Annotated in this window: 19 protein-coding genes; 7 read left to right on the forward strand and 12 right to left on the reverse strand. The window is 42.2% G+C overall.

Annotated features, from left to right (window positions below; all coding sequences use genetic code 11):
- The first annotated feature begins 9 nt into the window (after positions 1-9).
- The 3 genes from gldL to gldN all read left to right on the forward strand — a co-directional run bounded on the left by gldL (position 10) and on the right by gldN (position 3719).
- Positions 10-816, forward strand: coding sequence for a gliding motility protein GldL (gene gldL / locus P1X15_RS05890; RefSeq protein WP_277337219.1), 807 nt, complete (start codon positions 10-12; stop codon positions 814-816).
- Between the two features lie 77 nt (positions 817-893).
- Positions 894-2492 (forward strand): gliding motility protein GldM, encoded by a 1599-nt coding sequence (gldM, locus tag P1X15_RS05895; RefSeq protein ID WP_277337220.1) that lies wholly within the window; start codon positions 894-896, stop codon positions 2490-2492.
- A gap of 144 nt (positions 2493-2636) precedes the next feature.
- On the forward strand, positions 2637-3719 hold the full coding sequence (gene gldN / locus P1X15_RS05900; RefSeq protein ID WP_277337221.1) for a gliding motility protein GldN: 1083 nt from the start codon (positions 2637-2639) through the stop codon (positions 3717-3719).
- Between the two features lie 83 nt (positions 3720-3802).
- On the opposite strand, the gene P1X15_RS05905 is transcribed toward gldN, so the two are convergent.
- The 6 genes from P1X15_RS05905 to P1X15_RS05930 all read right to left on the reverse strand — a co-directional run bounded on the left by P1X15_RS05905 (position 3803) and on the right by P1X15_RS05930 (position 9270).
- Positions 3803-4186, reverse strand: coding sequence for a hypothetical protein (locus tag P1X15_RS05905; RefSeq protein ID WP_277337222.1), 384 nt, complete (start codon positions 4184-4186; stop codon positions 3803-3805).
- A gap of 40 nt (positions 4187-4226) precedes the next feature.
- Positions 4227-4757 carry a LemA family protein gene (locus tag P1X15_RS05910; protein ID WP_277337223.1) on the reverse strand — a complete coding sequence of 177 codons (531 nt, stop codon included), beginning with the start codon at positions 4755-4757 and terminating at the stop codon, positions 4227-4229.
- A 28-nt stretch (positions 4758-4785) separates the two neighbouring features.
- On the reverse strand, positions 4786-5415 hold the full coding sequence (locus tag P1X15_RS05915; protein ID WP_277337224.1) for a hypothetical protein: 630 nt from the start codon (positions 5413-5415) through the stop codon (positions 4786-4788).
- 4 nt (positions 5416-5419) lie between these two features.
- Positions 5420-5815 carry a DUF3574 domain-containing protein gene (locus P1X15_RS05920; RefSeq protein ID WP_277337225.1) on the reverse strand — a complete coding sequence of 132 codons (396 nt, stop codon included), beginning with the start codon at positions 5813-5815 and terminating at the stop codon, positions 5420-5422.
- Positions 5816-6029: 214 nt separating this feature from the next.
- The gene (gene htpG, locus P1X15_RS05925; RefSeq protein ID WP_277337226.1) at positions 6030-7862 is read right to left on the reverse strand and encodes a molecular chaperone HtpG; all 1833 of its coding nucleotides are present in this window, start codon (positions 7860-7862) and stop codon (positions 6030-6032) included.
- A gap of 145 nt (positions 7863-8007) precedes the next feature.
- A complete protein-coding gene (locus P1X15_RS05930) occupies positions 8008-9270 on the reverse strand; it encodes a DUF937 domain-containing protein (protein WP_277337227.1) in 1263 nt (420 codons plus the stop codon).
- A 280-nt stretch (positions 9271-9550) separates the two neighbouring features.
- Here P1X15_RS05930 and P1X15_RS05935 point away from each other — a divergent pair, with 280 nt between their 5' ends.
- Positions 9551-10573 carry an SDR family NAD(P)-dependent oxidoreductase gene (locus P1X15_RS05935; protein ID WP_277337228.1) on the forward strand — a complete coding sequence of 341 codons (1023 nt, stop codon included), beginning with the start codon at positions 9551-9553 and terminating at the stop codon, positions 10571-10573.
- An 18-nt stretch (positions 10574-10591) separates the two neighbouring features.
- On the forward strand, positions 10592-11011 hold the full coding sequence (locus P1X15_RS05940; RefSeq protein ID WP_277337229.1) for a hypothetical protein: 420 nt from the start codon (positions 10592-10594) through the stop codon (positions 11009-11011).
- 53 nt (positions 11012-11064) lie between these two features.
- On the opposite strand, the gene ettA is transcribed toward P1X15_RS05940, so the two are convergent.
- Positions 11065-12735, reverse strand: coding sequence for an energy-dependent translational throttle protein EttA (ettA, locus tag P1X15_RS05945; protein WP_277337230.1), 1671 nt, complete (start codon positions 12733-12735; stop codon positions 11065-11067).
- 155 nt (positions 12736-12890) lie between these two features.
- On the opposite strand from ettA, the gene P1X15_RS05950 reads away from it, so the two are divergent.
- Positions 12891-14159, forward strand: a complete 1269-nt coding sequence (locus P1X15_RS05950; RefSeq protein ID WP_277337231.1) for a DUF349 domain-containing protein — start codon at positions 12891-12893, stop codon at positions 14157-14159.
- An 80-nt stretch (positions 14160-14239) separates the two neighbouring features.
- Here P1X15_RS05950 and P1X15_RS05955 read toward each other — a convergent pair whose 3' ends face one another.
- The 4 genes from P1X15_RS05955 to P1X15_RS05970 all read right to left on the reverse strand — a co-directional run bounded on the left by P1X15_RS05955 (position 14240) and on the right by P1X15_RS05970 (position 21839).
- Positions 14240-15433: a S9 family peptidase gene (locus P1X15_RS05955; protein WP_277337232.1), complete on the reverse strand. Its 1194-nt coding sequence runs from the start codon at positions 15431-15433 to the stop codon at positions 14240-14242.
- Positions 15434-15520: 87 nt separating this feature from the next.
- A complete protein-coding gene (locus P1X15_RS05960; protein WP_277337233.1) occupies positions 15521-16954 on the reverse strand; it encodes a DUF3748 domain-containing protein in 1434 nt (477 codons plus the stop codon).
- Positions 16955-16964: 10 nt separating this feature from the next.
- Positions 16965-19166: a hypothetical protein gene (locus P1X15_RS05965; protein ID WP_277337234.1), complete on the reverse strand. Its 2202-nt coding sequence runs from the start codon at positions 19164-19166 to the stop codon at positions 16965-16967.
- A gap of 462 nt (positions 19167-19628) precedes the next feature.
- Positions 19629-21839, reverse strand: coding sequence for a hypothetical protein (locus tag P1X15_RS05970; RefSeq protein WP_277337235.1), 2211 nt, complete (start codon positions 21837-21839; stop codon positions 19629-19631).
- 326 nt (positions 21840-22165) lie between these two features.
- On the opposite strand from P1X15_RS05970, the gene P1X15_RS05975 reads away from it, so the two are divergent.
- Entirely contained in the window at positions 22166-23005 is an 840-nt protein-coding gene (locus P1X15_RS05975; protein WP_277337236.1) for an SGNH/GDSL hydrolase family protein, read from the forward strand.
- A gap of 51 nt (positions 23006-23056) precedes the next feature.
- On the opposite strand, the gene P1X15_RS05980 is transcribed toward P1X15_RS05975, so the two are convergent.
- Entirely contained in the window at positions 23057-24238 is a 1182-nt protein-coding gene (locus tag P1X15_RS05980; protein WP_277337237.1) for an exo-alpha-sialidase, read from the reverse strand.
- Positions 24239-24281 lie beyond the last annotated feature (43 nt).

The following is a 24281-nucleotide window of genomic DNA, read 5'->3' on the forward strand; positions in this document are numbered from 1 at the left end:
GATTCAATCATGGCAGCACAAAAGCAAGGTGTTTTCTGGAGTAAAATAGTTCCTACTGCTTACGCACTCGGAGCAGCCGTCGTTATTATCGGTGCTTGGGCAAAAATTACCCACGTAGAGGGTGGGGGCGAAATATTGACAGTTGGTCTTTTGACCGAAGCATTTATTTTTGTTTTATATGCAATACAAAGTTTTCTCTACCCTGCTTCAGACGAATACGCTTGGGAAAAAGTATACCCTGAATTGTTAGACGATGCGGCTCCTGCACCAGTTGCTCGCAAAGAAGAAAGAAAAGGAACAGGCCTTACGGCTAATATGGATAAATTGATGGCAGAAGCCAACATCACTCCTGAAGTTTTCAATAACCTAGGTAAAGGTTTTAAAAGTCTTACTGAGACAGTTTCAAAAATTAGCGATTTGACCGATGCCACTGTAGCAACTAACGAATATGCTAAAAATGTAAAGGGTGCCTCAGGAGCAATCAATGAAATGAATAAGTCTTATGGTGTAGCAATCAATGCAATGTCGTCGATGGCAGATGCTACCAAAGACGCTCAACAATATCGTGAGCAATTCCAAAACATTACAAAAAATATGGGTGCTTTGAATGCTGTATATGAATTAGAATTGCAGGATACAACCAAGCACCTTAAGGCTATGAATGCTTTCTACGGCAACCTTACTACTGCAATGGAAAACATGGCTGATGCAACAAAAGAATCACAACAGTTTAAAGCAGAGATGTCGAAGTTGACAACCAACATTACATCTTTGAACAATATCTATGGCAATATGCTCACGGCTATGCGTGGCTAATATCGATTTGTAAAGTACGTTGCCTGTGCTTACACCAGAAAATAAAACTTAAACGCTAAGAACTGTAAATAAATAAAATGGCAGGAGGAAAAGAGACACCCCGTCAGAAGATGATTGGGATGATGTATCTGGTACTAACAGCAATGTTAGCCTTGCAAGTGAGTTCGGCATTGTTAGAAAAATTTCAGTTATTGAACAATAGCATGGAAATGTCTTCAAATGCCGCTAATAAAATCAATCAGAGGACACTTGATAACATCCGTGACAAAGTTGAAAAGTCAGGAAATCGTGCTTTTGAAGTGGCAATTGTAAAACAAGCCGAAGAAGTACGTAAACTGACTGGTGGCATGATTGCTGAAATCGACGCCATCAAAACCCACATTACCAACGAAGCTGGTGGAGGTATCGACCCCGAAACCGGCAAAGTTAAAAACCCTAACGAAGAAGATAAGGTTGCTATCTATATGATTGGACCGACCAGAAATGGTAAAGCTTATGAACTGAAAAACAAACTCAATGGGTTTGTAGATCAGATGAATAAGCTAGCTGGTACTAGTTTTGCACCTTTGGCTTTGGACGGGAAAGACGATCCTTTGGCTAAACGCGACAAAGACCAAAGAAACAAGGACTTTGCCGCCGTTAATTTCGAACAAACTCCTGTACCTGCCGCCTTGGCTGTACTAAGCCAACGTCAGTCGGAAATTCGTCGCCTAGAAGCCGAAGTATTAGATGCTTTGGCGGCTAAAGTGGGTGCTAAGGATATTAAGTTTGATAAGATTTTGGCCATGATTAGTGCCGAATCTAATGTAGTAGTAGCAGGTACCAAATTCAAAGGTGAAATGTTTATTGCTGCTTCTTCTACCTCACTTACCCCTCGTATGAGCTTAAACGGAGCGCCCTTACGAGTACAAGACGGAAAAGGAGTTATCGAATTTACGGCACAAGGTGGGGCCTATGACAAAGAAGGACTCGCAGCTAAATCTTTGAGCGGAACTATCTCTTTTGCTACGCCTAGCGGCCGTGATACCACAGTGACGATGCGCTATGAATACAAAGTAGCTAAGCCTACTTATCAAATAGAAGCGGGTACTTTGCCACCTTTGTATTTAGGTTGTAAAAACGTGCTAAGTGTACAAAGCCCTGCGTTGGGAGCGCTTTGGAACCCTGTATTTACCGCAGAAGGAGCTTCTACCATGACTGGTAATAAGAAAGGAAGTGTGATTATCGTACCAAATAGCCGTGAAGTGGCTCTTAATATCACCAACCAAGGTAATTTGCTAGGAGTAGAAAAATTCCGCGTAAACCGCGTACCACGCCCTCGTCTTGAGTATTATATAAATGGCGCTCTGGTTGATGATAAACGTGGTGTACCTGCTAATATGGCTCGCAGTGTGATGGTAAAGGCTGTTGCAGACGAAAGCTTGGTGAACTATTCTCCCGAAGATGCTAATTTTAGAGTAGGTCAAGTAACGGTAAGTTTGGCACGTGGTAACCGTCGGGTTGGAAATCCAGTGGTGATTTCGGGACCTAATGGTTCGATTTCAGGCTTAGCTCAACAAGCATCAGCAGGGGATCGCCTAGTGATTGAAGTATCAGGAGTTCAACGCCGTAACTTTAAAGGAGATGTAGTGGATGCAGGTATGGGGCCAGATTCAAGAACAGTCCCACTTAACTAGCAGAATTTACCAAATTCTTAGGGATTGGTACGCAATTTGTAAACGTTCTGACGTTAATAATACATTGGAGCAAATCATTCTGAATTTCTAGTGATTTTTACGTTTTATCTAAAATTCACATTTAAGTAATAAAATTCAATAACAATGAGAAGACTGAGTAGCTTATTGGGAAGTGCGGTCTTGGTGGCGTTAGGCGTAAGCGTAGAGGCCCAAGAAAAAGACACCAAAGGTGTCAATCCGTTGTCGGTACGCGAAATCAACGACGCTGATGTGATGATGAAGCGTACCCTGTGGCGGCGTTTGGATTTGAAAGAAAAAGTCAATCAGCCGATGTTTTCGAAGGGAAATGAAGTGACTAGGTACATCATGGATGCTGTCAAAGCGGGCTTGCTGGATGCATATGCAGACGCTGATATGCAGAAAAAGATGAACTTGAATGATTTTAACCAAAAACTTCAGATTCCGAACCAAGGTCAAACTATGACAGAGGAGGAGTTGAAAGCTGGATTTGGTAAAGAAAATACAAGCGCACAGGACGGAGGCTGGGGGACTACTCCCAAAACCACTACTCCTACCACTCAAGACGATGGCTGGGGAGGAGCGCCTAAAAAGGAAACCCAACCCGTAGACGACGGCTGGGGACCTGCGCCAAAGAAAAAAACAACTACTACCAAGGGAAAAAATACCAAGGGTAAAAAAGGGCAGCAAATCGCGAAAGTAGAGCCACAAGTTGATTCAACAGCTATCAAGAAAAAGATGGCTGAAGAAGCCGCTGCTGCTGCCGCCGCTGCCGCTGCTAAGTTGGAAGAAAATCAATATTTCCCTGATCAGATATCGGTGATTGAACTCAAAGAAGATTGGATTTTTGACCGCAAGCGTTCACGTTTGTACTATGATATTCAAACCGTAACGCTCTACATTCCTGCAGATCAGCATCCTACGGGCTTGGAAACGCCGATTGCCACTTTTAGATACAAAGATCTTGATAAGCTATTTAGAAGTGATCCGAAGAAGTTTATATGGTTTAATGAGTACAATACTGCTCAACACAAAAACCTAGCCGATGCGTTTGATCTTCGTTTGATGCAAGGGCGTATCGTAAAATCTTCAAATCCTATGGATCGTGACCTTATCAGTATCTATGGAAGCGAAAAAGATGCACTTTGGAAGTCTATTCAACTCGAAAATGAGTTGATGGAATTGGAGCATGGATTGTGGGAATACTAATTCTAAGATAGTTTATCCCAATAAAGTAGGGCGACCATTTGGCCGCCCTTTTTTTATGATATTGAGTAAAGTTATCCAAAATCTTAATTCTCAAGAGAGAAAGGAAGCTCATATTCCCGAATCACTGGGGCATTTTTGCTACGCACTTTTACTTCTACCCGCGCTTTGGGCTTTTCATCGATGATTAAGTAATTTTTGATGTAAGTATCTTCGTAAGTCAGCCAAGAATAATCCGAAAGGAGGTAAGTATTCGTTTGATTTTTTTGTGCTTGGTAAGCCCACCGTTCTACATGTAATGGTTCATAATTTACGATAGAAGTCCCTCCTGCAATCGTGTACCAAACTTGAATTCCTGGTACGCCTCTATTTCCCATTTCTGTATTGTGCTCGACATAAATACGTAAGACGCCATTGTCTTCGAGATCGTGTACCTCAAATTCGTCTATTTTAGTCTTGATGTTTGACATTGTTAAGTTTGTTTTTTTTGATAGTTGAGTACAGCTTCTTCTAAGAAAAGCTATGGTAGAAAAGTGTTTTTTGTGAAAAACGCAGTATTTGAGCAATAAGGGAGCTCGGGAAAAGAGTACATTTTTGATTGTACTTAACCACTAACTCATTATACTGTTGCGTCAGTCCTTGAAGTTTGAGTTCTAATTTTTGTAGGGCATTTTGAATTTCAAGAAATTCCGGAGTTTTTTTCAAATCAGGATAAGTATGGGCCAATTCAAATACTTCTTCTAAACCTTTGGCTAGGGCGCCACTGCTAAAGGCTTGAGCTTCTGTATCAAGCGGAGAAGCATAAATACCTTCGTTGCGTAATAAAAAAATTTGCTCTAATGCTTCATGGTGGGTACCAACATACTTTTTAAAAAGGGTTATCAAGCGAGTAGTAAGTTCAACCCTAAGTTTTAAAATACTAGATATATCATCCCAACTATCATCTATCGAAGCACGGAGCTTAATAAGCCTATAGTAGATGCCTCCTGCCCATACCAAGGCTACAGCAACGCCTCCCCAAAGAATGTAGTTTAAGCTCATGACAGAAGACAGTTGGAGATGAAAACACTTAATTTTTTACAAATTTGATTTTTTCAAAAGGCATAAAATAATTGGGCAAACACGTGAGTGTATCGTGATTGAAGGTGAAATCAATACCTTTGAAACTGATTTGTTGAAGAGAAGGCCGAAGCGCTACTTCAAAATAATTGTTAGAATTTACTTCACTTTTGATTTCACAAGCAATATCAGGATATAGCTCATGTTGTAAGTAAATCTTGTCGGCTTTGGTAATAGGGATATGAAGTTCTCCCTTTGTATTCATAAATTCGACACTTTTTTCTTGCCCATTAAAAATAATGCACCTTACATATTGGGAGAGCATTGGATTAGCGTCGAGCACCTTGATGGTATATCCTTCACCTTTTTTTGCTTGTTTTTTAACAATAAAATCTTGACCTGCTTCCTTCTCGCTTTTGAGCTTGATCGTGTTTCCTTCTACGCTATACGTACCTTTGGCAAAACGGTCTACGGCACCATAGATGTAAAAAAAATCGAAAGTGCCTTGGGGGCTAAATCTAAAGCCTGCGGCCATGTCGTGAATTCCTACGAGGCGATATTCGCCCGTCACTTTTGTTTGTGCCATGCTGCTGAAATAAAAAAAAGTATAAAAAGGGATATTTAAAAAAAGATTTTTCATAAGATTAAAAGGCTACTTTCATGGTTTCGTCAATGCGCATCACTGCTTCTTGCTCGTAGTATTTTTTGTACTTTTCTCTAACGATTTCAATCTGCGTAGAGCGTTTAGGGGTAAGTTTGGAAAGGATAATTAATATTTTGGAAGGCTCAGATATGAGTTGACTATTTTTCCCAAGCCATTGTCCTTGCCCATCAATGATCGTAGAGCCTTCTATAAAAGTAGTGGCAATGACAGTGTCTGCAAAAGCTTGCCAAGCTTGGGGTGAAATTACGCTACCGTCAGGTTTAGAAAGGCCAAAATAAAGTTCTGTTTTGGTCATCCTAACGGCTCGATAGCTTGTATTGCAAGCAGTAAGGGCTAGCAATACTACAAAACTTACCAGTTTACGAAAATGAATCATAGCTGTATGAGAGTGATAAGAAGAGGGCTGTTAAGTATTATCTTTAATGATGATACAAATGTGAACAATAAAGATTGGCTATAAAAAATAAAGAAAGGGAAGCGTAGAAAGGACTGACTTAGGCGTCAAAAAAAGAGAATTAAGCGTTTTGATAACTAACAAAAAAGCCTCTCTCGACAGGTCGAGAGAGGCTTTTGGAACTTAAATTTTAATACTATAATCGAGAGGCGGCTTGCTGAACAAATGCCGTCAGCTCACTTCCAGAGAGCATTCCTTGTGCCAACAAGGCCAAGTTGTATGCATGACGAATAAGCTGCTTTTGTTCGTCTTCACTAGCGTTTAATATTCGTTGCGTCACTGGGTGATTGGCATTGACTGCTAGGTTGAGCATTTGTGGCATATCGCCAAACATAGATTTCTGACCTGAAGTTGCGGCCATATCATTCATACGACGAATAAACTCCGGAATGGTGATTACTACTGGAAGTTCGTCAGTAGGCATTGCTTCCACCGTAATCGTAAGTTTGGGGGCGCCGCCTAGCGTTTCCTCAAATAGTTTCTTGGTTTTTTCTTCATCGTCTTTCGACAATACGCTTTCTAGTTTTACTTCTTTCTCGATGAGTTTATCGAGGGTATCAGCGTCGACGCGCTTGATACTGGTATTTTCGATTTTGTATTCGATGCCGTTGATGAAGTGTGGGTCAATGACACTGTCAAGTACTAATACATCGTATCCACGTTTTTGGGCAGACTGGATATAAGCATCTTGCTTTTGAATATCACTTGCATAGAGCCACACTACTTTTCCGTCTTTGTCGGTTTGAGTTTCTTTGACGTGAGATGTATACTCTTCAAAAGTAAAGTGCTTACCTGAAATATTTTTGACAAGACATATTTCTTTGGCTTTTTCGCCAAATTTCTCATCTGAAATAATGCCATATTTTACAAAAATACCGATGTCGTCAAATTTCTTCTCAAAGCCTTCACGGTCGTTGCGGAAGATTTCGATGAGTTTGTCAGCTACTTTACGGGTGATATACCCACTGATTTTTTTGACGTTGCCATCGGCTTGCAAATAGCTGCGCGATACATTGAGAGGAATATCTGGCGAGTCGATGACCCCGTGTAGGAGTGTTAAGAAATCAGGTACTACGTCTTTTACTTCATCAGTGATAAAGACTTGACGGCTATAGAGTTGAATTTTTTCCTTTTTGACAGAGAAGTCGTTTTTGAGTTTAGGAAAATACAAAACCCCAGTCAAATTGAAAGGATAATCAACGTTAAGATGAATCCAGAAAAGAGGATCTTCGCTAAAAGGGTGAAGTTCTTTATAGAAGGCGAGATAATCTTCGTCTTTGAGTTCGGATGGCTGTTTTGTCCAGATAGGATTGGGGTTATTGATGATTTTTTCGTCAAACTCAATTTCTACTGGCAAAAACTTTCCGTATTTCTCAAGGATTTCAGTAATACGATGTTTGCTCAAAAACTCTTCTGAATCTTCGGCAATGTGCAAAATGATGTCGGTTCCACGGTCGGTTTTGTCGGCTGCTTCAATGCTAAATTCGGTGCTACCATCACATACCCAACGTACCGCTTCGGCACCTTCCTGATAGGATTTAGTGATGATTTCGACCTCTTTGGCAACCATAAATGCGGAGTAAAATCCTAATCCAAAGTTGCCGATGATGTTGCCACGGGTGTCTTCTTTTTCTTTGTATTTTTCTACAAATTCGGCAGCTCCTGAAAAAGCAATCTGATTGATGTACTTTTTGATTTCATCGGCGGTCATTCCGATGCCTCGGTCACTGATAGTAATGGTTTTGGCGGCTTCATCCACCTTGACGGTCACTTTCAACTCGCCTAATTCGCCACTAAACTCGCCAAAGTTGGCTAATTTTTTCAATTTTTGGGTGGCATCGACCGAGTTTGAAACCAGCTCACGCAAGAAGATTTCGTGGTCTGAATAGAGGAATTTTTTAATGATTGGAAAAATATTGTCGGTATGAATCGACAATTGCCCTTTTTCGGCCTGTACGGTTGCTTCCATATGCAATTGAATGATTTAGCAATTTTTTAGAATGAACCCTTCAATTTTTGTTCCACTACACTAATGCTGACAGAATGACAAAAAATAAACCTGACAGTTTTTAGGATACTGTCAGGTTTGGCACAAAAGGTGAAAGAAAAAAGGCTTATTTTTTGACAAACTTAACCCACACTTCGCGCATTGCTACTTGCTTGCGCCCGGTGGTATCCTTTGGATTAATGCCTGTTCCGCGTCCTTCGGCATCTACTCGAATATAGCTAATACCGGCTTTGACGAATTGATCTTTTAGAGCTAATACTCGTTTTACAGAAAGGGTTTTGTTGGTAAGTGGTAGTTGAGCGTCGTTGGCGTATCCTACCAATTTGATTTGAGCATTGGGATACTTTTTAAGTAAGTCTGCTAAAACCGCTACGGATGCTGTAGCCGTAGGTTTTAGTTGGGCAGTATTGTTTTCAAAATCTATATTTTCAAATTTAAAAGCTTTTCCTTGGGGAGCCACATTGTCGGCTAAATAAGTAGCCATAGGATTAGAAGCTGTAGGAGTGGTAGCAGGTGCTGCGGGGAGGGCAGTTGCAGTATCTTTTTTGAGCGTATCTTGAAGCGGCTCCTGAATGGTCCGCGCTTCACTCAGGGTATCAGCTTCTATGTCTTCTTCTGATGGAGTAGCTTGCCGTTGGTTCCAAAAATATATCGCTGCTGCAATTACGCCAATTACCAATACACCCACGCCTACCCACTTGAGATAAGAGCCATTGTTGCTTGATTGGTCTACATCTACACCTACCAAGAAAGGTTGAGAAGGGGTCGCAGTGTCGCCACCTTTTGAAACACTCCCCGACTGCTCATTACGCGGTACAGTAAAGTTTTGGAGGAGATATTGGATACCCACAGTCTCAATGAGCTTATCGTTGATGTCGGGTACGATTGATAAGAGAGGTTCGCGTTGCTCTCCTAGAAAAGCAGCTAAAGATTCGGCATCCAATTGTTTTTCGGTTACTATCTTTTTAAGAACAGTCATAACCATACCCACAGCCATGCCACAAATGGAAGATGCTAGGGAGTTTTGGATACCGGCATATTTGGCAACAAGCCCCGTGATGGAGCTTTTAAGACCAGGCAAAACAGTGTTTAAGTCTTTTTCACCCACATTTTTGAGCGCCTCAAGTTGTGCTTGATTAGTAACAATTTTGCTCAACTCTTCTGGACGGAACTCTATTTTTTTGACCTGATTAAAAACATAGTTCATTCCAGACTCCGTCGTTACTCTTTTGATAAGCCCCCCTACTATGGCTGCCTGTAATATATCAAAAGCCTTTTGGATTTTAGTTGAGTTTACATTGTGTTGTTGCGCAATTTGACTTATCAATCCCTCAGTCAACGCCTCTTTCAAAGATGCAAATAAATTCATTGTTAATGATGAGTTATGAGTGAATACCCTTAAGGTGAAATGTTGGTGTTGGGAAGGGGCGGCTGTATTTTGTATATAACCCCCAACTTTTGACCTATATTGTATGCTCTTTTTAAAAATTGGCCGGAAAGTTACTTAATAGTATACTGTCATTAGCCAATAACGCTTAGTTTTTTTCACTGCTAATCATTTAATCGCATCATCGTGATGTCAAATAAAGTACTAGGTGGCGGTATATTATTTACCTTTGCAAAGGTAAAAATAACAAACGAGCAATTTTTTGAAAAGTTTAGCAGATTCTTCATTACGGATTTTGGTTACGGGCGCTAATGGCCTGATTGGTGGCGCTATCGCTCGCCTTTTATTACAAGAAGGCTATACTGTGAGGGGGCTACGTCGTCCTGAAAGCAACTTTCATTTTATTAGGGATATCGAATCACGAGTCGAATGGGTTGAAGGAGATGTGCTAGATGTATTGTCGCTAGAAGAAGCCATGAAAGAGGTTGCGTATGTGATACACACAGCTGCGGTAGTGTCGTTTACGCCACGAGACCGCCCTCAAATGTTTCATGTCAATGTAGCGGGTACGGCCAATGTCGTCAATACTGCTCTTGAATCAAAAGTAAAAAAGCTAGCTTTTGTTAGTTCGGTAGCAGCTTTAGGTCGCCCAGACCCTCGGATGATGAACAGCGGGATTACGACCATCAATGAGGAACAAAAATGGGAAGAATCTCCCCTAAATTCTCATTATGGGAAAAGTAAATATTTGGCTGAGTTAGAAGTCTGGCGTGCAGTAGCAGAGGGCTTAGATGCGGTGGTAGTCAATCCTAGTGTAGTGCTAGGGGAGGGAGACTGGCAGCGTAGTAGTACCCAGCTTTTTAAATATGTATATGACGAAAAACAGTACTATACGCAAGGACTTATCAATTATGTAGACGTAGCTGACGTGGCTAGTGCTGTAGTGAAGTTGCTTTTTTCTGACATCAAAAACGAGCGTTTTATTTTGAGCGGCGGATACACTACTTATCAAGAATTGTTTGGTAAGATAGCCAGCGGTTTCGGTAAAAAAGCACCTTCGAAGGCAGTATCAGCGCTGTTGGCGGAGGTGATATGGCGTTTTGAAGCGGCACGGTCTTGGCTCACGGGGAGCCGCCCGCTCATCACAAAAGAAACTGCCAAAACCGCCCGTACCAAACTGATTTTTGACGGGAAAAAAATAAAAAACACGCTAAATTTTGAGTATACTACTTTGGATGAAACGGTAGAGAGGGTTTGTTCGTATTTAGAGAAAAATAAACCTTAAACTACAACAAAGATTCTTATGATAAAACGACTTCTATGGCTTGTGATGGGTATAGGAATGGCAATGTGCAGCAAAGAACCTACCCTTGACCGCGACAAGTTTATTGGTTATTACAAGGTAAAACGGCTATGTTCGGATTTGAATCGCAAAGAATGGACTGACGGTATCGTGGCCGTAGAGCCAGGTTCTAAAGACATCCTACAGCTCATCGGAATCATCGAAGAACCCGCCCGAAGTGGTTATAGGTCAGTAAAAGCCAAAGTAACGGGCGACTATTTTACCATACTTGATGATGGTAGCAGTGCAGATCCAAAAAATCAATTGACAGGTACAGGACGATTCAGTGGAGCGATGCTGGTAGTAGAATATGGCCCTTTGGTGTCCGAAACACTTAATACAAACGTGACTTGTAGCTCTACCTGCGAAAAAATACCTTGAAATCCCTTTCTAAGTGTAATTTTTTACACTTAGAAAGGTGGATTATCAATAGGCTAAGCCATCAATTTTTTGTACTTAATACGAGTAGGTGTCGCCTCATTTCCTAAGCGTTTGCGACGATTTTCTTCGTAGTCACTGAAGTTGCCTTCAAACCAATAAACTTGCGAATTCCCTTCAAAAGCTAAAATATGAGTACACAAACGATCTAAGAACCAACGGTCGTGGGAGATAATCACTGCGCAGCCCGCAAAGTTTTCCAGACCTTCTTCCAACGCTCTCAATGTGTTGACATCTAGGTCGTTGGTAGGTTCGTCGAGTAGCAGTACGTTGCCACCTTCTTTGAGCATCATAGCCAAGTGCACACGGTTTCGCTCTCCACCAGAGAGATTACCTATTTTCTTTTCTTGGTCGCTTCCCGTAAAATTAAATCGACTCACATAAGCACGAGCGTTTGATTGTTTTCCGCCGAGCATGATCCATTCATTCCCTTCCGAGATTTGCTGATACACTGTCTTATTAGGGTCTAATTGATTATGCTCTTGGTCTGCATACGCAATTTGTACCGTTTCGCCGATAGTGATAGTGCCGCTATCGGGTTTTTCTTGTTGAGTAATGAGTTTAAATAGAGTCGATTTTCCCGCGCCATTGGGTCCAATAATCCCCACTATCCCCGCAGGTGGAAGTGAAAATGTAAGATTTTCGAACAAAATCTTGTCTCCAAATGCCTTGGAAACGCCTTCCATTTCAATCACCTTGTTGCCCAAGCGTGGCCCCGACGGAATGTATAGTTCCAATTTCTCTTCTTTTTGTTTGCCATCTTCGTCGAGTAGCCGTTCGTAGGCACTCAGACGAGCTTTGGATTTGGCTTGGCGGGCTTTGGGAGCCATCCGAACCCATTCCAACTCGCGTTGAAGGGTTTTTTGTCGCTTTGATTCCTGTTTTTCTTCTTTGGCTAAGCGTTGTTGTTTTTGGTCGAGCCACGATGAGTAGTTACCTTTCCAAGGGATTCCCTCGCCTCGGTCAAGCTCCAAAATCCAGCCTGCCACATTGTCTAGGAAATAACGGTCGTGCGTAACGGCGATGACCGTACCTTCATATTGGCGTAAGTGTTCTTCCAACCACAATACAGATTCGGCATCCAAGTGGTTGGTAGGTTCGTCAAGCAAGAGTACGTCGGGTTTTTGGAGGAGCAGTCGGCAAAGGGCTACACGGCGCTTTTCTCCACCCGACAGCGTACCAATCAACGCCTCTGAGGGCGGGCAACGAAGAGCATCCATAGCGCGCTCGAGCTTGTTGTCCAAATCCCACGCGTCTAGCGTATCAAGTTTTTCTTGTACTTCTCCTTGGCGCTCAAGCAATTTGTCAAAATCGGCATCAGGTTCGCCAAAAGCTTCGTTAATTTGTTCAAATTCTTTCAATAAATCTACCACTTCTTGCGTTCCTTCTTGCACAACCTCTAGTACAGTTTTGGTAGAATCAAACTTAGGCTCTTGCTCAAGCATGCCTACAGAATACCCTGGTGAGAATACCACTTCTCCCGTATAATTTTTATCTATACCCGCGATGATGCGAAGAAGTGTCGATTTTCCAGCTCCATTGAGACCTAAAACACCAATTTTAGCACCATAAAAAAACGATAAATAAATGTTTTTGATGATTTGACGATTGGGGGGAATTGTTTTACTTACCCCTGACATTGAGAAAATAATAGTTTCGTTGCTCATTTTTTGCTTAATTTGTAGTTGGCAAATATCGTTAAAAATGAGAGTTTATTGTTAAAACTTAAAAGCTATTGGTTTTTTCTTTTAACATTGTAAGACATAACATTTAACTTTGTTCCCACCAAACCTTCAAAAGCAGATAAAAAAGTAAGATTGTAATGGAAAACGCCACCTTAATGGACGAATACGGCTATGTCAAAGACGGCAAAGTATTCTTAAAAGGGTATTTAGGTAACCCAGACCGCCAAATTGGAGAAGTAAAACGTACTGAACAAGAAGCCATCGATTATTTCAAGAACCGTTTTAAAATTGCTTCTGGTAAAGTAGAACAGCTTGAAAAAGATGTCGAAGAGGCTCAAAACAAGGGCTCTTATTTGACAAAGCTGGTACAATTGCGAAAAAAGCTACTAAGCTTTGACGGCCTTGGAGATTTTGTACCCCTACTCGAACGACTCGACAAAATGGAAGAAGTCTTGGAAGGATTGATTAAAACCAACCAAGAAAAAAATCTAGAAATCAAACGAGCGCTTTTGGATGAGACGCGCGCGGTGACAGTCGTCAATGATGACTGGCAAGCAGCAACGGACGAACTTCAAGAAATTAAATCTAAGTGGATTCGGACGGGACCAGTTGACAAAGAGTACCAAGACGAAATAGAAGGTACTTTTCAGCAACTATTAGACCTATTTTTTCAACAACGTCGTGATTTCTTCTCCGAACAAAATCGGATCATCGCTGACCGCATTGAGCGCTATACAGAGCTTATCGCTAAGTCTGACATGCTTGTCAGGATGTATGATGTAGAAGAAGCAAGCCGGCAATTGCGTCAGATTCGGGCCGAATGGAAAGATGTAGGAGAGATTCCGGTGAAGCGTTCGGCAAAGTTGTACAAGCAGTTTAAGCGTTCTAACCAACGGATTATTGACAAATACAATCGCGTTAAGGGGATTGTGGTCGAAAACAGAGAACATCCAATGGTGACGAAGCAACGTGAAATGTGCCGCGAAGCTGAACAATTGGCCCGCTCAAACGACATTATACAAGCTGCCGAAAGAGCCAAAGTATTGCTTAATCAATGGAAAGAAATTAGGCTTCCACCCAGAATCGGAGATAAAATGGTAGCTGAAAGATTCCGTTCTGCTTGTGATAAAATCTTTGAATTGAGCTATTTGGCACGGGTGATTTCGCGTAAGTATCCGGCCTTCGAAATCAGAACCGAGGAAGACCAGCTTGCTATCAAAACCCGTGAAATGGAATGGCTTATCAAACGTGAAAAAGCAGATTTGGATGTCACTATCGCAAGTGCTCAAAATATGCCTGCCGATCCTGAAGCTGAACGTCAGATGATGGGTAAAATCAATATCCAACGTCGTAAGATTACGATGAAAGAGAAGATTTTGGAGGAGTTTAAGTCGAAAATGAGATAAAACTAAGTTTGTAAATACAAAAGCCGTTAAAGTTGTTTTCAATCTTTAACGGCTTTTTTTATGAAGATATACTTCCTTAATTATTGAATGGTATTAAAGAATTGGTATGTTTTTAGGAGAAATTCTTGAACGGCGGTGCCGTGGTCGGCGCCATTGATAGGAACTAGCTCTACATTGGTAGCTCCGCGTGCTTTCATGGCTTTAACGGCGTTTTCAGAATTGAAATAAAACACGAGTTGGTCGGCGGTACCATGAAATAAACGGGTAGGGGTATTGGGTTTCCAATCATAAACATCATTGTCTTTGACGGCATTCAAAAAAGCAGTATCAGTGCCATCGGCAATGCCTTTGACAAAGGCATCTGCAAAAATGGTATTAAAACTTACGTTGATAGACGCATTCTCTTTATTTGTTTGAATCAGACCCGCCCAAGGGTCTTTGAAATATTGGGAGACGGGGCGATTGAGATTATAAATACGGTCGTAAGTGAGAGTAACCCAGAGGTAAAGCTGATTAGAGCTTACATTGCCAGAGGTTTTGGTGCTAATGAGATACTTCATGAAGGCGGTTTTATCATAAGCACCTGCTCCGCAGCTAGAGGCACGTAAATTGAATTCGCTTTTTGCTTCTTCCTCTATTTTTTTCTGTAATGACATCGTCGCAAATCCTCCTGCTGAATAACCGGCGAGATAAAGACGCTCGTCCCAAGCAATATTTTGTTCACGCATAAATTCTTTGGAAGCTCTTAGCATATCCAAACAGGCTGACGCCAAACTAGCGCGATGTTCGTAGGGATGCGGAACGCTGTTGGAGGCTCCATACCCAATATAATCAGGATAAGCAATGATATAACCTAAGGCTGCAAATAGCGAACCGGCGATGTTGGCCTCGCTGTTTGCTCCAAAATAGGAAGGGGCTTCTTGATCGGTACGAATCGTACCGTGCTGTACGCTAATCATCGGCATGGTGCCTGTTTTGACAGGAAACAAAAATGCGCCAGAAGCTTCAATTTCTTTGCCGTCGGTGTTTTTGGTTTTGTAAACCAATTTATACACCTTAATTCCATTTTGGATAAAAGGAGCAATAGCACCCAAAGAAGGGTCGCCTGCGGCAATGCGTTGCGCTAATTGCTCTTTTGAAAACTCACCAACAAGAGTGCTACTTACAAGGTATTGATTCTCGGGGGTGGGGTCAGAGGAGTTTTTACTACAACCACTCAGCAATACCACTACAGCAAACGAAAGGTAGTAAAAGTAATGTTTGAAGAATTTCATACACAATGGGGCTAAAAACATGGATTCAGTTCTTTGTTTAAACGAAGAACCGCCCTTTTAAGTTGCTTTTAGCCCCTAATTAGACCGCTACTTTTTAGAAAATGTAGGGGTAATCGTAAATATTTGTTTTGAAGAATGTCCTTCGGAATTGGTCAAAGTCCGATTGAACGCTAAAGTTTTTCCATCGTGCGACCATACTAAGTTGGAAGGAGAAGGAGAGGTGGGTTTGGTGAGTACATTGAGACGCTGCTCAAAAGGCTCTGTACCGATTTGGCAAACTACAATACTTCCGTCATATACATAGGTCAATAGTTCACCACTCGGGTGCCACCTTACGCTTCCTTCTACGTTTTTTGGATGAAAAGTGAGCTGAGTAGGGGTGCCTCCTTGAGGCAATATCGTAAAAATTTGTTGAACGCCTTGGGCATCTTTGGCCAAAAAAGCAAGGATACTACCATCGGGCGAAGAGCGAACAATTCCTGTACAACCTGATTGGGGAGTAGTGGCTGTGAAGGTAAGGCGTCGTTGTACAGTCCCTTTGGGTGGCATCGGAAAGGTCATATCCGTACCTTCAAGCGGGCCAGATTCGCCGGGTTCATCAATTTTTTCAGGAATATCTACGATGAAAACTTCGTCTACATCCTTGCCGTTTTTATCTTTTACTTTTCCGATAAAAGCACGCGCAAGTTGGCGCGTCCCATCAGGTTTGAGATAACCATTTTTGCCTACCCAACTGTCTCCTGCCGCATGACTGATTTCGTCGGAGCCAGGTGAGGGTGTCGGAGTGACTCTTACTACCAAAACACTATACCATGTTCCTGATACATTTTCGCCTGCGGCATCTTTTTCTAGAGAAACGGACATGTTTCGTTTGGAGACACCAATGGTACGTAAATTATGCTTTTGACCAGTGCTATCTTCCAAGGCTTTCAAGACGGCATCATTGTAAGTATAGCCAATCCATTGGCCATCACCACTCCATTCGTGGCGGTGTGTGCCACCCCGCAGGGCGCCTTTGGTATAAGGCGGTGTGATGTCGCGCGCATCCATAAATACGGGTTTGTTGGGCGCAATTTCATTGATAATCACCCCCGTACGCCGCCATTGTTGATAGGGGTTGTCTTTGGTAACGCTCATCAAACCATGGATAAATACCACGGCATGGTCAACGGGTGAATAACTTACAGCTCCCGCTCCGGGGCCCCATTCTTGATTTTGAGGAAGGGCATAAAGCACTTTTTTTTCGCCAGTATTTACGTTGACTTTTTCGATTTTAGCTGATGCAGCTATCCCGCCATCGTCGGTACGAGTGTCATAGACAAGCCATTGATTATCAGGTGAAAAATTGTCATTATTGTCCAAGTCGTGGTGATAACTCAAATCATTCGTGAGTTGTTTTTCGGGTAAGTAGGTCGAATCATCGCAGGAATACATGGTAAAAAAAAGAGGAAAAGCCAAAGCCCACTTCACTGAAGTGAGAGGACGAGCTTTGGGAAGTGAAAAAAAGTTTTGTGGTGTCATGGAATATGTATCAATGAGTTGGGGCACTGATTACTTTCAAATATCTTCCCATCCAGTAAGGCAACAAAAACGAATCGCCTGCACTCAGCTCGCTTTGTCCGTTGGCGGTTCGGTCGAGTTTGAAAAGATTACGATTATGTTTTAGTTCAGGTCGTTCGTCAGGAGGGAGTACTTTGGTAATCGTTTGCCCTCTAAAATTAGCAGGAACGGTCTCAATATCCTTGCGGTGGCTATTGATTACTTGCCATTCAATCATATCCAACGGAAATTCCTTCAAAAACCAGATAGTTTCTGCTTTATCAAATTCTTTGGCGCCTGTCATGGCATAACAGAGATTCCAAAGACCGTTTTTTTCGGGACGCTCCATATCCCAATGCTCTTTGATAGCCGTAAAATATTGCTTTTTGAGTTCGGGTGTAAAGGCGTAAGGATACAAACACCAATAGGCCAAAAAGTACATTTCGTCGTCGGAGTGATTCCACTCTTCAGAAAGCTCAGCGGCTAGTTTTCCATCCGATTCTGTCACTTGACCTATTTCTTTCATAGGACGCAGCAGGTTTTCGAGATAGCCGTGCTTGTTCATGAGTTCGTAGGCTTTTTGTTTATAGATTTCCTTTTTTGTAAAATGGTAAGCCGTTTGTAAAAAACCGATAATGTTGGAGGCATAGAGCTTTCGGTCTCCTACATTTTTTGGGAAACCATTTACATACTCAGGGTTCCATTTGCCCCAAAGGGTTGGTTTGCCGTCAAAATCAATGAGATACCAGTCATTTTCGATGATGTTGGTCATCAATTGATCCATGAGATGAATGGCCTTTTGTTTGACCTCGCCGTCCATGTTCTGAGCCAAAAGCGTAAGGGCAAACATCTGACCGACGGTTTGGTCGCTGCTTGTGGTACCGCGCCAGTCCCATTCTTCGTCCGAAGATTTGACCCAGCCGTTGGTCATGCCGCCGTCCCACCGCTCGGGTTTGAATTTGAAATAGCCGTGGCGTTCAAAACCTCGGGCAAAATACCCTTTCATACCCGTGATGCTAAACAAGCGTTGCATCGCTTCAAATGACTCAAGACAGTTGTCGAGGGCTTCTTTATCGCCCGTGACTTTGTATCGAAACAACTGACTTACCAAATACATTGAAGTCCAGAGGTTGTCGCTGTCGCGTTGTCCCATTTCAAAGGTTGATAAATCACCATTTTTGAGCGTCGAGACATCACAATTAAATCCATAACGGATATGGCGTTGGCGGACTTGTTTTTCGTAAACCATCGCTTTGTCGTAAAGCGTCATTTTTTGGAAATGAATTTCGCCCAACCCCTTGGTAGTTAGGATATTTATGTTTTGGTTTTCGCCTTCCGAAATGTGTACTACGCGATTGCTCGGAAGCCAACGTTCTCCATAATAATAATTATATCCGCCATCGCTACGGCGCATAAAGGCACCTAATGAAGAGCCAAACCACAACTGCCCATTAATGACTTCTATTGCAGTTAGGTCAGGACAAGGAAGTTTGGTTTGAAGATTTCCTAGGGGCTTAAAGCCATTGGCATCGAGTTCCCAAAAACCGTTTTTAGTACCCACGTACACCCGACTGTTTCCCACGGCCATACATGTCAAACTTTGACCCGTAAATACTGTTTTTAATTCTTTGCTATCCAAGGAATAAGTTGTGAGGGATTGGGTATCTAAAATTAAAAAACGACGCTGATTCTTATCAAAACGAATATCTAAAGGAACTTTGGAAAAGGGGTGGGTGGAGAGCGTTTTTGAATCTTTTATTATTTTTAAACTACTACCGTCTGCAACCAAAAAAGTGAAATCAGGCGCACTACCAAAGCGAGTTGCTTTTGGAAGTTCATGTTTTGAATAGAGATGACCTGCCCATGCATTGCTAAAAACGGCTTTGTCGTCCAGAAAAACAAACTGCTTCTCATGTGCCGCCATGTCGGTTATTTTTTTGTCCAACATCGGTAAATAAGAGCGGTCGGAGCGAAGCGTGCCAGGGTACTGAAATTGCCCATCGTGAGGCTGTAATATTCCTACTGATGAACTGATACGGGTCTTGCCGTTTTTGTCTGTGAATACCTTATGTAGCTGTGTCGAGGTGTCAGGTAGATAGTATTTTACACTAAAATCTTGAAGATAAGGCGAGTCTTGGTAAGCGGTGGATTGAGCCCAAATGTTGCTTGTGACTCCTAAGATTACGATAGACATTCCAAGTTTAGTTTTCGTGGTTTGGGAAACTTGGAATGTCTTGAAGGGCATCAAAAATGTTTGTAGAGGCATAGACATTCCAAGTTTAGTTTTCGTGGTTTGGGAAACTTGGAATGTCTTGAAGGGCATCAAAAATGTATGTAGAGAAATAGACATTCCAAGTTTAGTTTTCGTCAATTGCGAAACTTGGAATGTCTTAAAGTGCTTCAAAAATGTATGTAGAGAAATAGACATTCCAAGTTTAGTTTTCGTCAATTGCGAAACTTGGAATGTCTTGGCATGCATCAAAAATGTTTGTAGAGGCATAGACATTCCAAGTTTAGTTTGTGTCGATTGCGAAACTTGGAATGTCTTGAAGTGTCTCAAAAATGTATGTAGAAACATAAGGTGAGTTGTTTTGGAACCTAAAAAACAAATTTGGCAAGGTCTTGAAGGAGCCTTGCCAAGATGTTTAAAGCACAATTATTTTTTTACAGCAGTTTTTGAAGTAGCAGGGCTAATGACACCCAAATATCGCCCTGCCCAATAAGGCAAAAGCCAAATATCACCGGCGCTCATCTCCGAACTTCCGCGCCCATTGCGGTCGAGTATAAAACGGCTATTGTTGTGGCGAATGATGCCCAACTCATCAGGAGGAAGCACTTCTTTGGTGGTTTGTTCGATAAAATTAGGGGGTAATAGTTCGATGTCTTTACGGTGACTGTTTTTTACCGTCCAGTCAATCATATCAAGGGGATATTCTTGTAGATACCAAACCGATTCTTCCAAATCAAAATCTTGAATACCCGTAATTGCCGTTAAGATATTCCACAATCCATCTTTTTCGGGACGTTCAAACTGCCAATGATCCACGATTGCCTTTTTGAAATTGGTCTTGAGCGTATCATTGAATGCATATCTGTACAAGCCCCAGTAGCCCATGTAGTACATTTCGTCGTCAGAGTGATTCCAATCACCCGAAAGTTTTTTGCTCCAATCGTCGGCATTGTCGGGAGCTTGTCCGATAATTTTCATGGGACGCATGAGGTTTTCGTAATACCCATGCTTCGTCATAAGTTCAAAAGCCTTGACTTTGTATTTTTCTTTTTTTGTAAAGTGATAAGCCGTTTGAAGCATAGCCACGATATTGGAAGAATTGAGCTTACGGTCACCTACATTGATAGGGAAACCGTTGACATAAGCAGGGTTCCATTTACCCCAAAGCGTAGGCTTGCCGTCCCAATCTATGAGGTACATATCATTTTTGATGACATGACTCATAAGGGTATCAATAAGCGAAATAGAGCGCGATTTGAGGTCTTTGTCGTCGATAAGCTCGGCCATTGCCCCAAACGCAAAGATGTGTCCAATCACTTCATCGCTACTTGTGGTAGATTTCCAATCCCATTCGGGGTCGTCGGTGCGGCGCCAGGGTTGGTCGTCGTATTTATAACCACGTCTTTCAAAAGAACGAGAAGGAAAACCAGGTACACCATTGATGGTATAGAGGCGCTCCATTGCATCGAGCGATTCGCGGCAGTTTTGGAGGGCTTGTGGGTCTTTGGTAGCAGCATATCTGAAGATTTGGCCACCGAGGTACATCGATGTCCAGAGGCCGTCGTTGTCCGAATCTTGTAGCCTTCCGGTCGAGAGATTGCCGTTTTTCATGTGGCCCAGCGTACCGTTGAAGCCATTGCGAATATGGCGCGTGCGAACTTGTTTTTCGTAAAAACGAGCTTTTTCTTCTAAGGTCATGGGCGTGAAAATAATTTTTCCGACGCCCTTATCGGTCAAAATCACCACAGAACCTTCATCGCCCGCCGCGATATGAACAACCTTGTTAGAAGGAATCCAGCGCTCAGAAGCATAATAACTAAATTTGCCGTCAGGCTTTTTAATAAAAGCACCCTCGGTAGAGCCAAACCACAGTTGGTTGCCGATTGCGGTGATGCAAGTAAGCTCAGTCCCAGGCAGTTTTTGTTGGATAGGCGTGAGGGTTTTGCCCGTTTTATCCAATTCTAAATACCCATTTTTTGTGCCGACAACGATTTTACTCGCCAATACTTCAAAACAAGTAAGGTCGGTGCCGGTGTAGATTTTTTGCGCTTTTTTGTCTTTTTCTGAAAAACGATAAACGCCTGTAGGAGTCAATATCAAGAAATTGCCCGTAGCGCTATCATACTTCAAATCAAGGACTTCAGAGAGGCTTTCTTTAGTGGAGGGGGCGTCTTTGGTGAGGTATTCGATTTGCTTTCCGTCCGAAATCAAAAAGCCAAAGTCTTTACCACCCGCTAAGAGATAAGCATTAGGTAGCGAATGCTTGAGGAATAGTTTACCCGCCCAAGCGTCGCTCAATACGGATTTGTCGTCTATCATCACAAATTGCTGTTGGTATAAAGCAAGATTTGCGATTTTTTTGTCAGCAATCGGGCGATATGAGCCGTCTTTTTCAAGGGTGCCTGGATACAGTAATTGACCCGCATAAGGTTGGTACAAACCTGCCTGAGCAGATACTTTTGTGACACCATTGAGATCGGTATAAACTTTGCGAGGCGTAGCGTTTTCGTGAAAATAATACTTGACACTGTAATCTTGTACGTATGGCACGTCTTTATGCACAGGAAGCTTGGGCTTTTGAGCAAACAAAGCCCCGCCACACAACCACGCGCTAAAGAACAAAAAAGTGGTTTTCATAAAATGGGAATATTGGTGTTGGTTAGTAATAAATGAAATCTAAACATTCATAGTACGCTGCATCTCATTGCGTAGGCTATTTTGGAAGAAAGAAAAAAACAAAGAAGATAAACCAAACCCTAGAACCTTATAGTCACAAGTAAGGATAAAATGGAAGATAATGCCTTTAAATAAATGTGCAAATTGGTACACTTTTAAACAAATCGCCGTTATCGCTGACATATGAGCAATGGCTTGACTCAAACGGTCATTTGGGTCGGAATGGGGCTGTGTCTCCGATGCAAATCATGTAAACTAAACAATTTAAAAAACAAATTTTGATGAATATGTATCCAACAAAGGGTCTCAAAAAATGGCTGTTATGTGTAGTATTGATAGGTATTTTAAGTTCATTTTCTACCGAAAAAACCACGTGGGTGGCACTTGGAGATTCTATCACGTATCTTAATGACCACCAAAATGAGACGGGCAATCGGGTCACCAAAGGATATATGACGATGGTAACCGAACAATTGCCTCATATCCAATACATCAACCAAGGGCACAATGGCTGGACAGCGGCGCGGATTGCTGAGAAAATAGAAAGTTTAAACTTGGTCAAAGCCGATGTATATTCTGTTTTTTTAGGTACAAACGATTGGTGGGGTGGTCGTCCTTTAGGGACTTTATCCGACTATGAAAACAATACTGGATTTGGTACTTTATATGGCTCTTTTAGAGTGATTATCAATAAATTGCGTAGCCTAAATCCTGATGCAAAAATCATTTTGATTACGCCTATGCAGCGAGTTGATTTTGTGTATATCGCCAACTTTAAAAACAATGCTTACGGCTCCTACAAAGAGAAGAAAGGGCAGATGTTGGAGCAGTTTGCGGATGCGATCAAGGAAATTGGAAAGCACGAACGGTTGCCTGTGGTGGACTTATATCACGACAAAAAATTGGGGTTGAAAAAACTGGTAAAATTCAAAAGGCTCAAAGACCCGCAAACAGGGCAATATAAAAACTACGCTTATCCTGATTTTATCGAAGTGCCTTTCAATCCTGACACTGACGAATATCCTTATCCTGTAGAATCAATCGCCATGACTTACGACGGACTGCACCCTTCTGACGCAGGCTATGAGGTGATTTCCAGAAAATTGGTGAAGCTTATGAAGAAGTAATTTTATATTAACCACTAAGACACTAAGGATGTGTCTTAGTGGTTAATTAGGTTATTTCATTTTTTGAGGATCCACAACCACGTATTTGATTGATTTCGCTTTGTTGTCGGCGTGGTGAGAGTAAGTGATGTGCAAAAGCCCATCGGAGGTCTGAATCAAACAAGGATAGGAGTAGCCACTTTTGTCGCGGGGGTGGTCTTCGAGGCGGGTTTTCCATTTCCAAGTTTTACCTTCATCGTCCGAAAGATATAAGCTTACGCGATAACGCCCGTCGTCGATGTCGTTTCCTAAAAATGCCCAACGTCCATCTTTCAAATTCAATAGTTCTACGCTTGCCGTGTTAGGAATCTCTGTTTTGGTAGAAGCCGCCCAGCTTTCTCCTTTGTCTGACGATTCGCTTATGTGTACACGCGTAGGTTCGTCGCCACTATCACGGAGGTAAGCTACGAGGTTACCATTTTTGCGTTGGGCCAGCGCGGGTTGAATCGGCCCACGGCCTACGAGTGGGAGACTAGGCCGCCAAGTAGCCCCAAAATCTTCTGAAATCGCCATCATTGAAAAATTGTAGCCATCCGAATAAAGGGGCAATACAATGCGGCCATTATCCATTTGCAAAGGCTTGATGCGGGTCATCCAGCCGATGCTTCGCTTAGGGACGTCTTTGGCTGCTTCGATTATCATATCGTCGTATTTGGGTGCATAGCCGGCCCATCCAGCGGTGTTTTCTGGTAGTTTTTTAAACTTCTCAGCTACTTCTTTGGCAAAACGCTCATCAGGTTTGAGCAAAATATTGTCTTGCCATTCCCAGACGGGTGCTCCGCTTTTGGTATAATTGGTAGAAGTTTTGAAGCGCAAAATAGATTGCTCCCATTGATTAGCCTGAACCGCAATCCACACCAAAAAAAGTTTGCCTTGTTGATTTAGAAACAACACAGGATTACAATCAGGCAGGTGAGGAGTATCGGCCATTTCAAAAGGCTCACTCCATTGAGTTTCGCCTTTTTTGAGTCGGGCTCCCATGATTTTGACATCGTCGGCGGTGCGCTCGCCACTACCATAAAACCACGCAGCCAGAAAATCGCCATTGGGCAGGCTTACCAAGCTACTGCCATGCACGTGTTTTTCTTGAGGCGTAAAAATGAGATTATGACGAACAATAGGGGAGGTTTGAGCCACCATTGACGGCACAACAAAAAAACTCAAAAGGAATAATAATAAGGTTATTTTTTTCATGTAATCATTGTTAAATCATGAAACCCTAACAAAGTTCAAAACC

The organism is Runella sp. MFBS21 (genome assembly GCF_029433105.1).
Classification (GTDB): Bacteria; Bacteroidota; Bacteroidia; order Cytophagales; family Spirosomataceae; genus Runella.

Coding starts and splice junctions, on each gene's coding strand:
- P1X15_RS05970 (WP_277337235.1), bottom strand. CDS start 21,839: ATGAAAACCACTTTTTTGTTCTTTAGCGCGTGGTTGTGTGGCGGGGCT.
- P1X15_RS05940 (WP_277337229.1), top strand. CDS start 10,592: ATGATAAAACGACTTCTATGGCTTGTGATGGGTATAGGAATGGCAATG.
- gldM (WP_277337220.1), top strand. CDS start 894: ATGGCAGGAGGAAAAGAGACACCCCGTCAGAAGATGATTGGGATGATG.
- P1X15_RS05930 (WP_277337227.1), bottom strand. CDS start 9,270: ATGAATTTATTTGCATCTTTGAAAGAGGCGTTGACTGAGGGATTGATA.
- P1X15_RS05950 (WP_277337231.1), top strand. CDS start 12,891: ATGGAAAACGCCACCTTAATGGACGAATACGGCTATGTCAAAGACGGC.
- gldL (WP_277337219.1), top strand. CDS start 10: ATGGCAGCACAAAAGCAAGGTGTTTTCTGGAGTAAAATAGTTCCTACT.
- P1X15_RS05960 (WP_277337233.1), bottom strand. CDS start 16,954: ATGACACCACAAAACTTTTTTTCACTTCCCAAAGCTCGTCCTCTCACT.
- P1X15_RS05905 (WP_277337222.1), bottom strand. CDS start 4,186: ATGTCAAACATCAAGACTAAAATAGACGAATTTGAGGTACACGATCTC.
- P1X15_RS05955 (WP_277337232.1), bottom strand. CDS start 15,433: ATGAAATTCTTCAAACATTACTTTTACTACCTTTCGTTTGCTGTAGTG.
- ettA (WP_277337230.1), bottom strand. CDS start 12,735: ATGAGCAACGAAACTATTATTTTCTCAATGTCAGGGGTAAGTAAAACA.
- P1X15_RS05980 (WP_277337237.1), bottom strand. CDS start 24,238: ATGAAAAAAATAACCTTATTATTATTCCTTTTGAGTTTTTTTGTTGTG.
- P1X15_RS05920 (WP_277337225.1), bottom strand. CDS start 5,815: ATGATTCATTTTCGTAAACTGGTAAGTTTTGTAGTATTGCTAGCCCTT.
- P1X15_RS05910 (WP_277337223.1), bottom strand. CDS start 4,757: ATGAGCTTAAACTACATTCTTTGGGGAGGCGTTGCTGTAGCCTTGGTA.
- P1X15_RS05975 (WP_277337236.1), top strand. CDS start 22,166: ATGTATCCAACAAAGGGTCTCAAAAAATGGCTGTTATGTGTAGTATTG.
- P1X15_RS05915 (WP_277337224.1), bottom strand. CDS start 5,415: ATGAAAAATCTTTTTTTAAATATCCCTTTTTATACTTTTTTTTATTTC.
- htpG (WP_277337226.1), bottom strand. CDS start 7,862: ATGGAAGCAACCGTACAGGCCGAAAAAGGGCAATTGTCGATTCATACC.
- gldN (WP_277337221.1), top strand. CDS start 2,637: ATGAGAAGACTGAGTAGCTTATTGGGAAGTGCGGTCTTGGTGGCGTTA.
- P1X15_RS05965 (WP_277337234.1), bottom strand. CDS start 19,166: ATGTCTATCGTAATCTTAGGAGTCACAAGCAACATTTGGGCTCAATCC.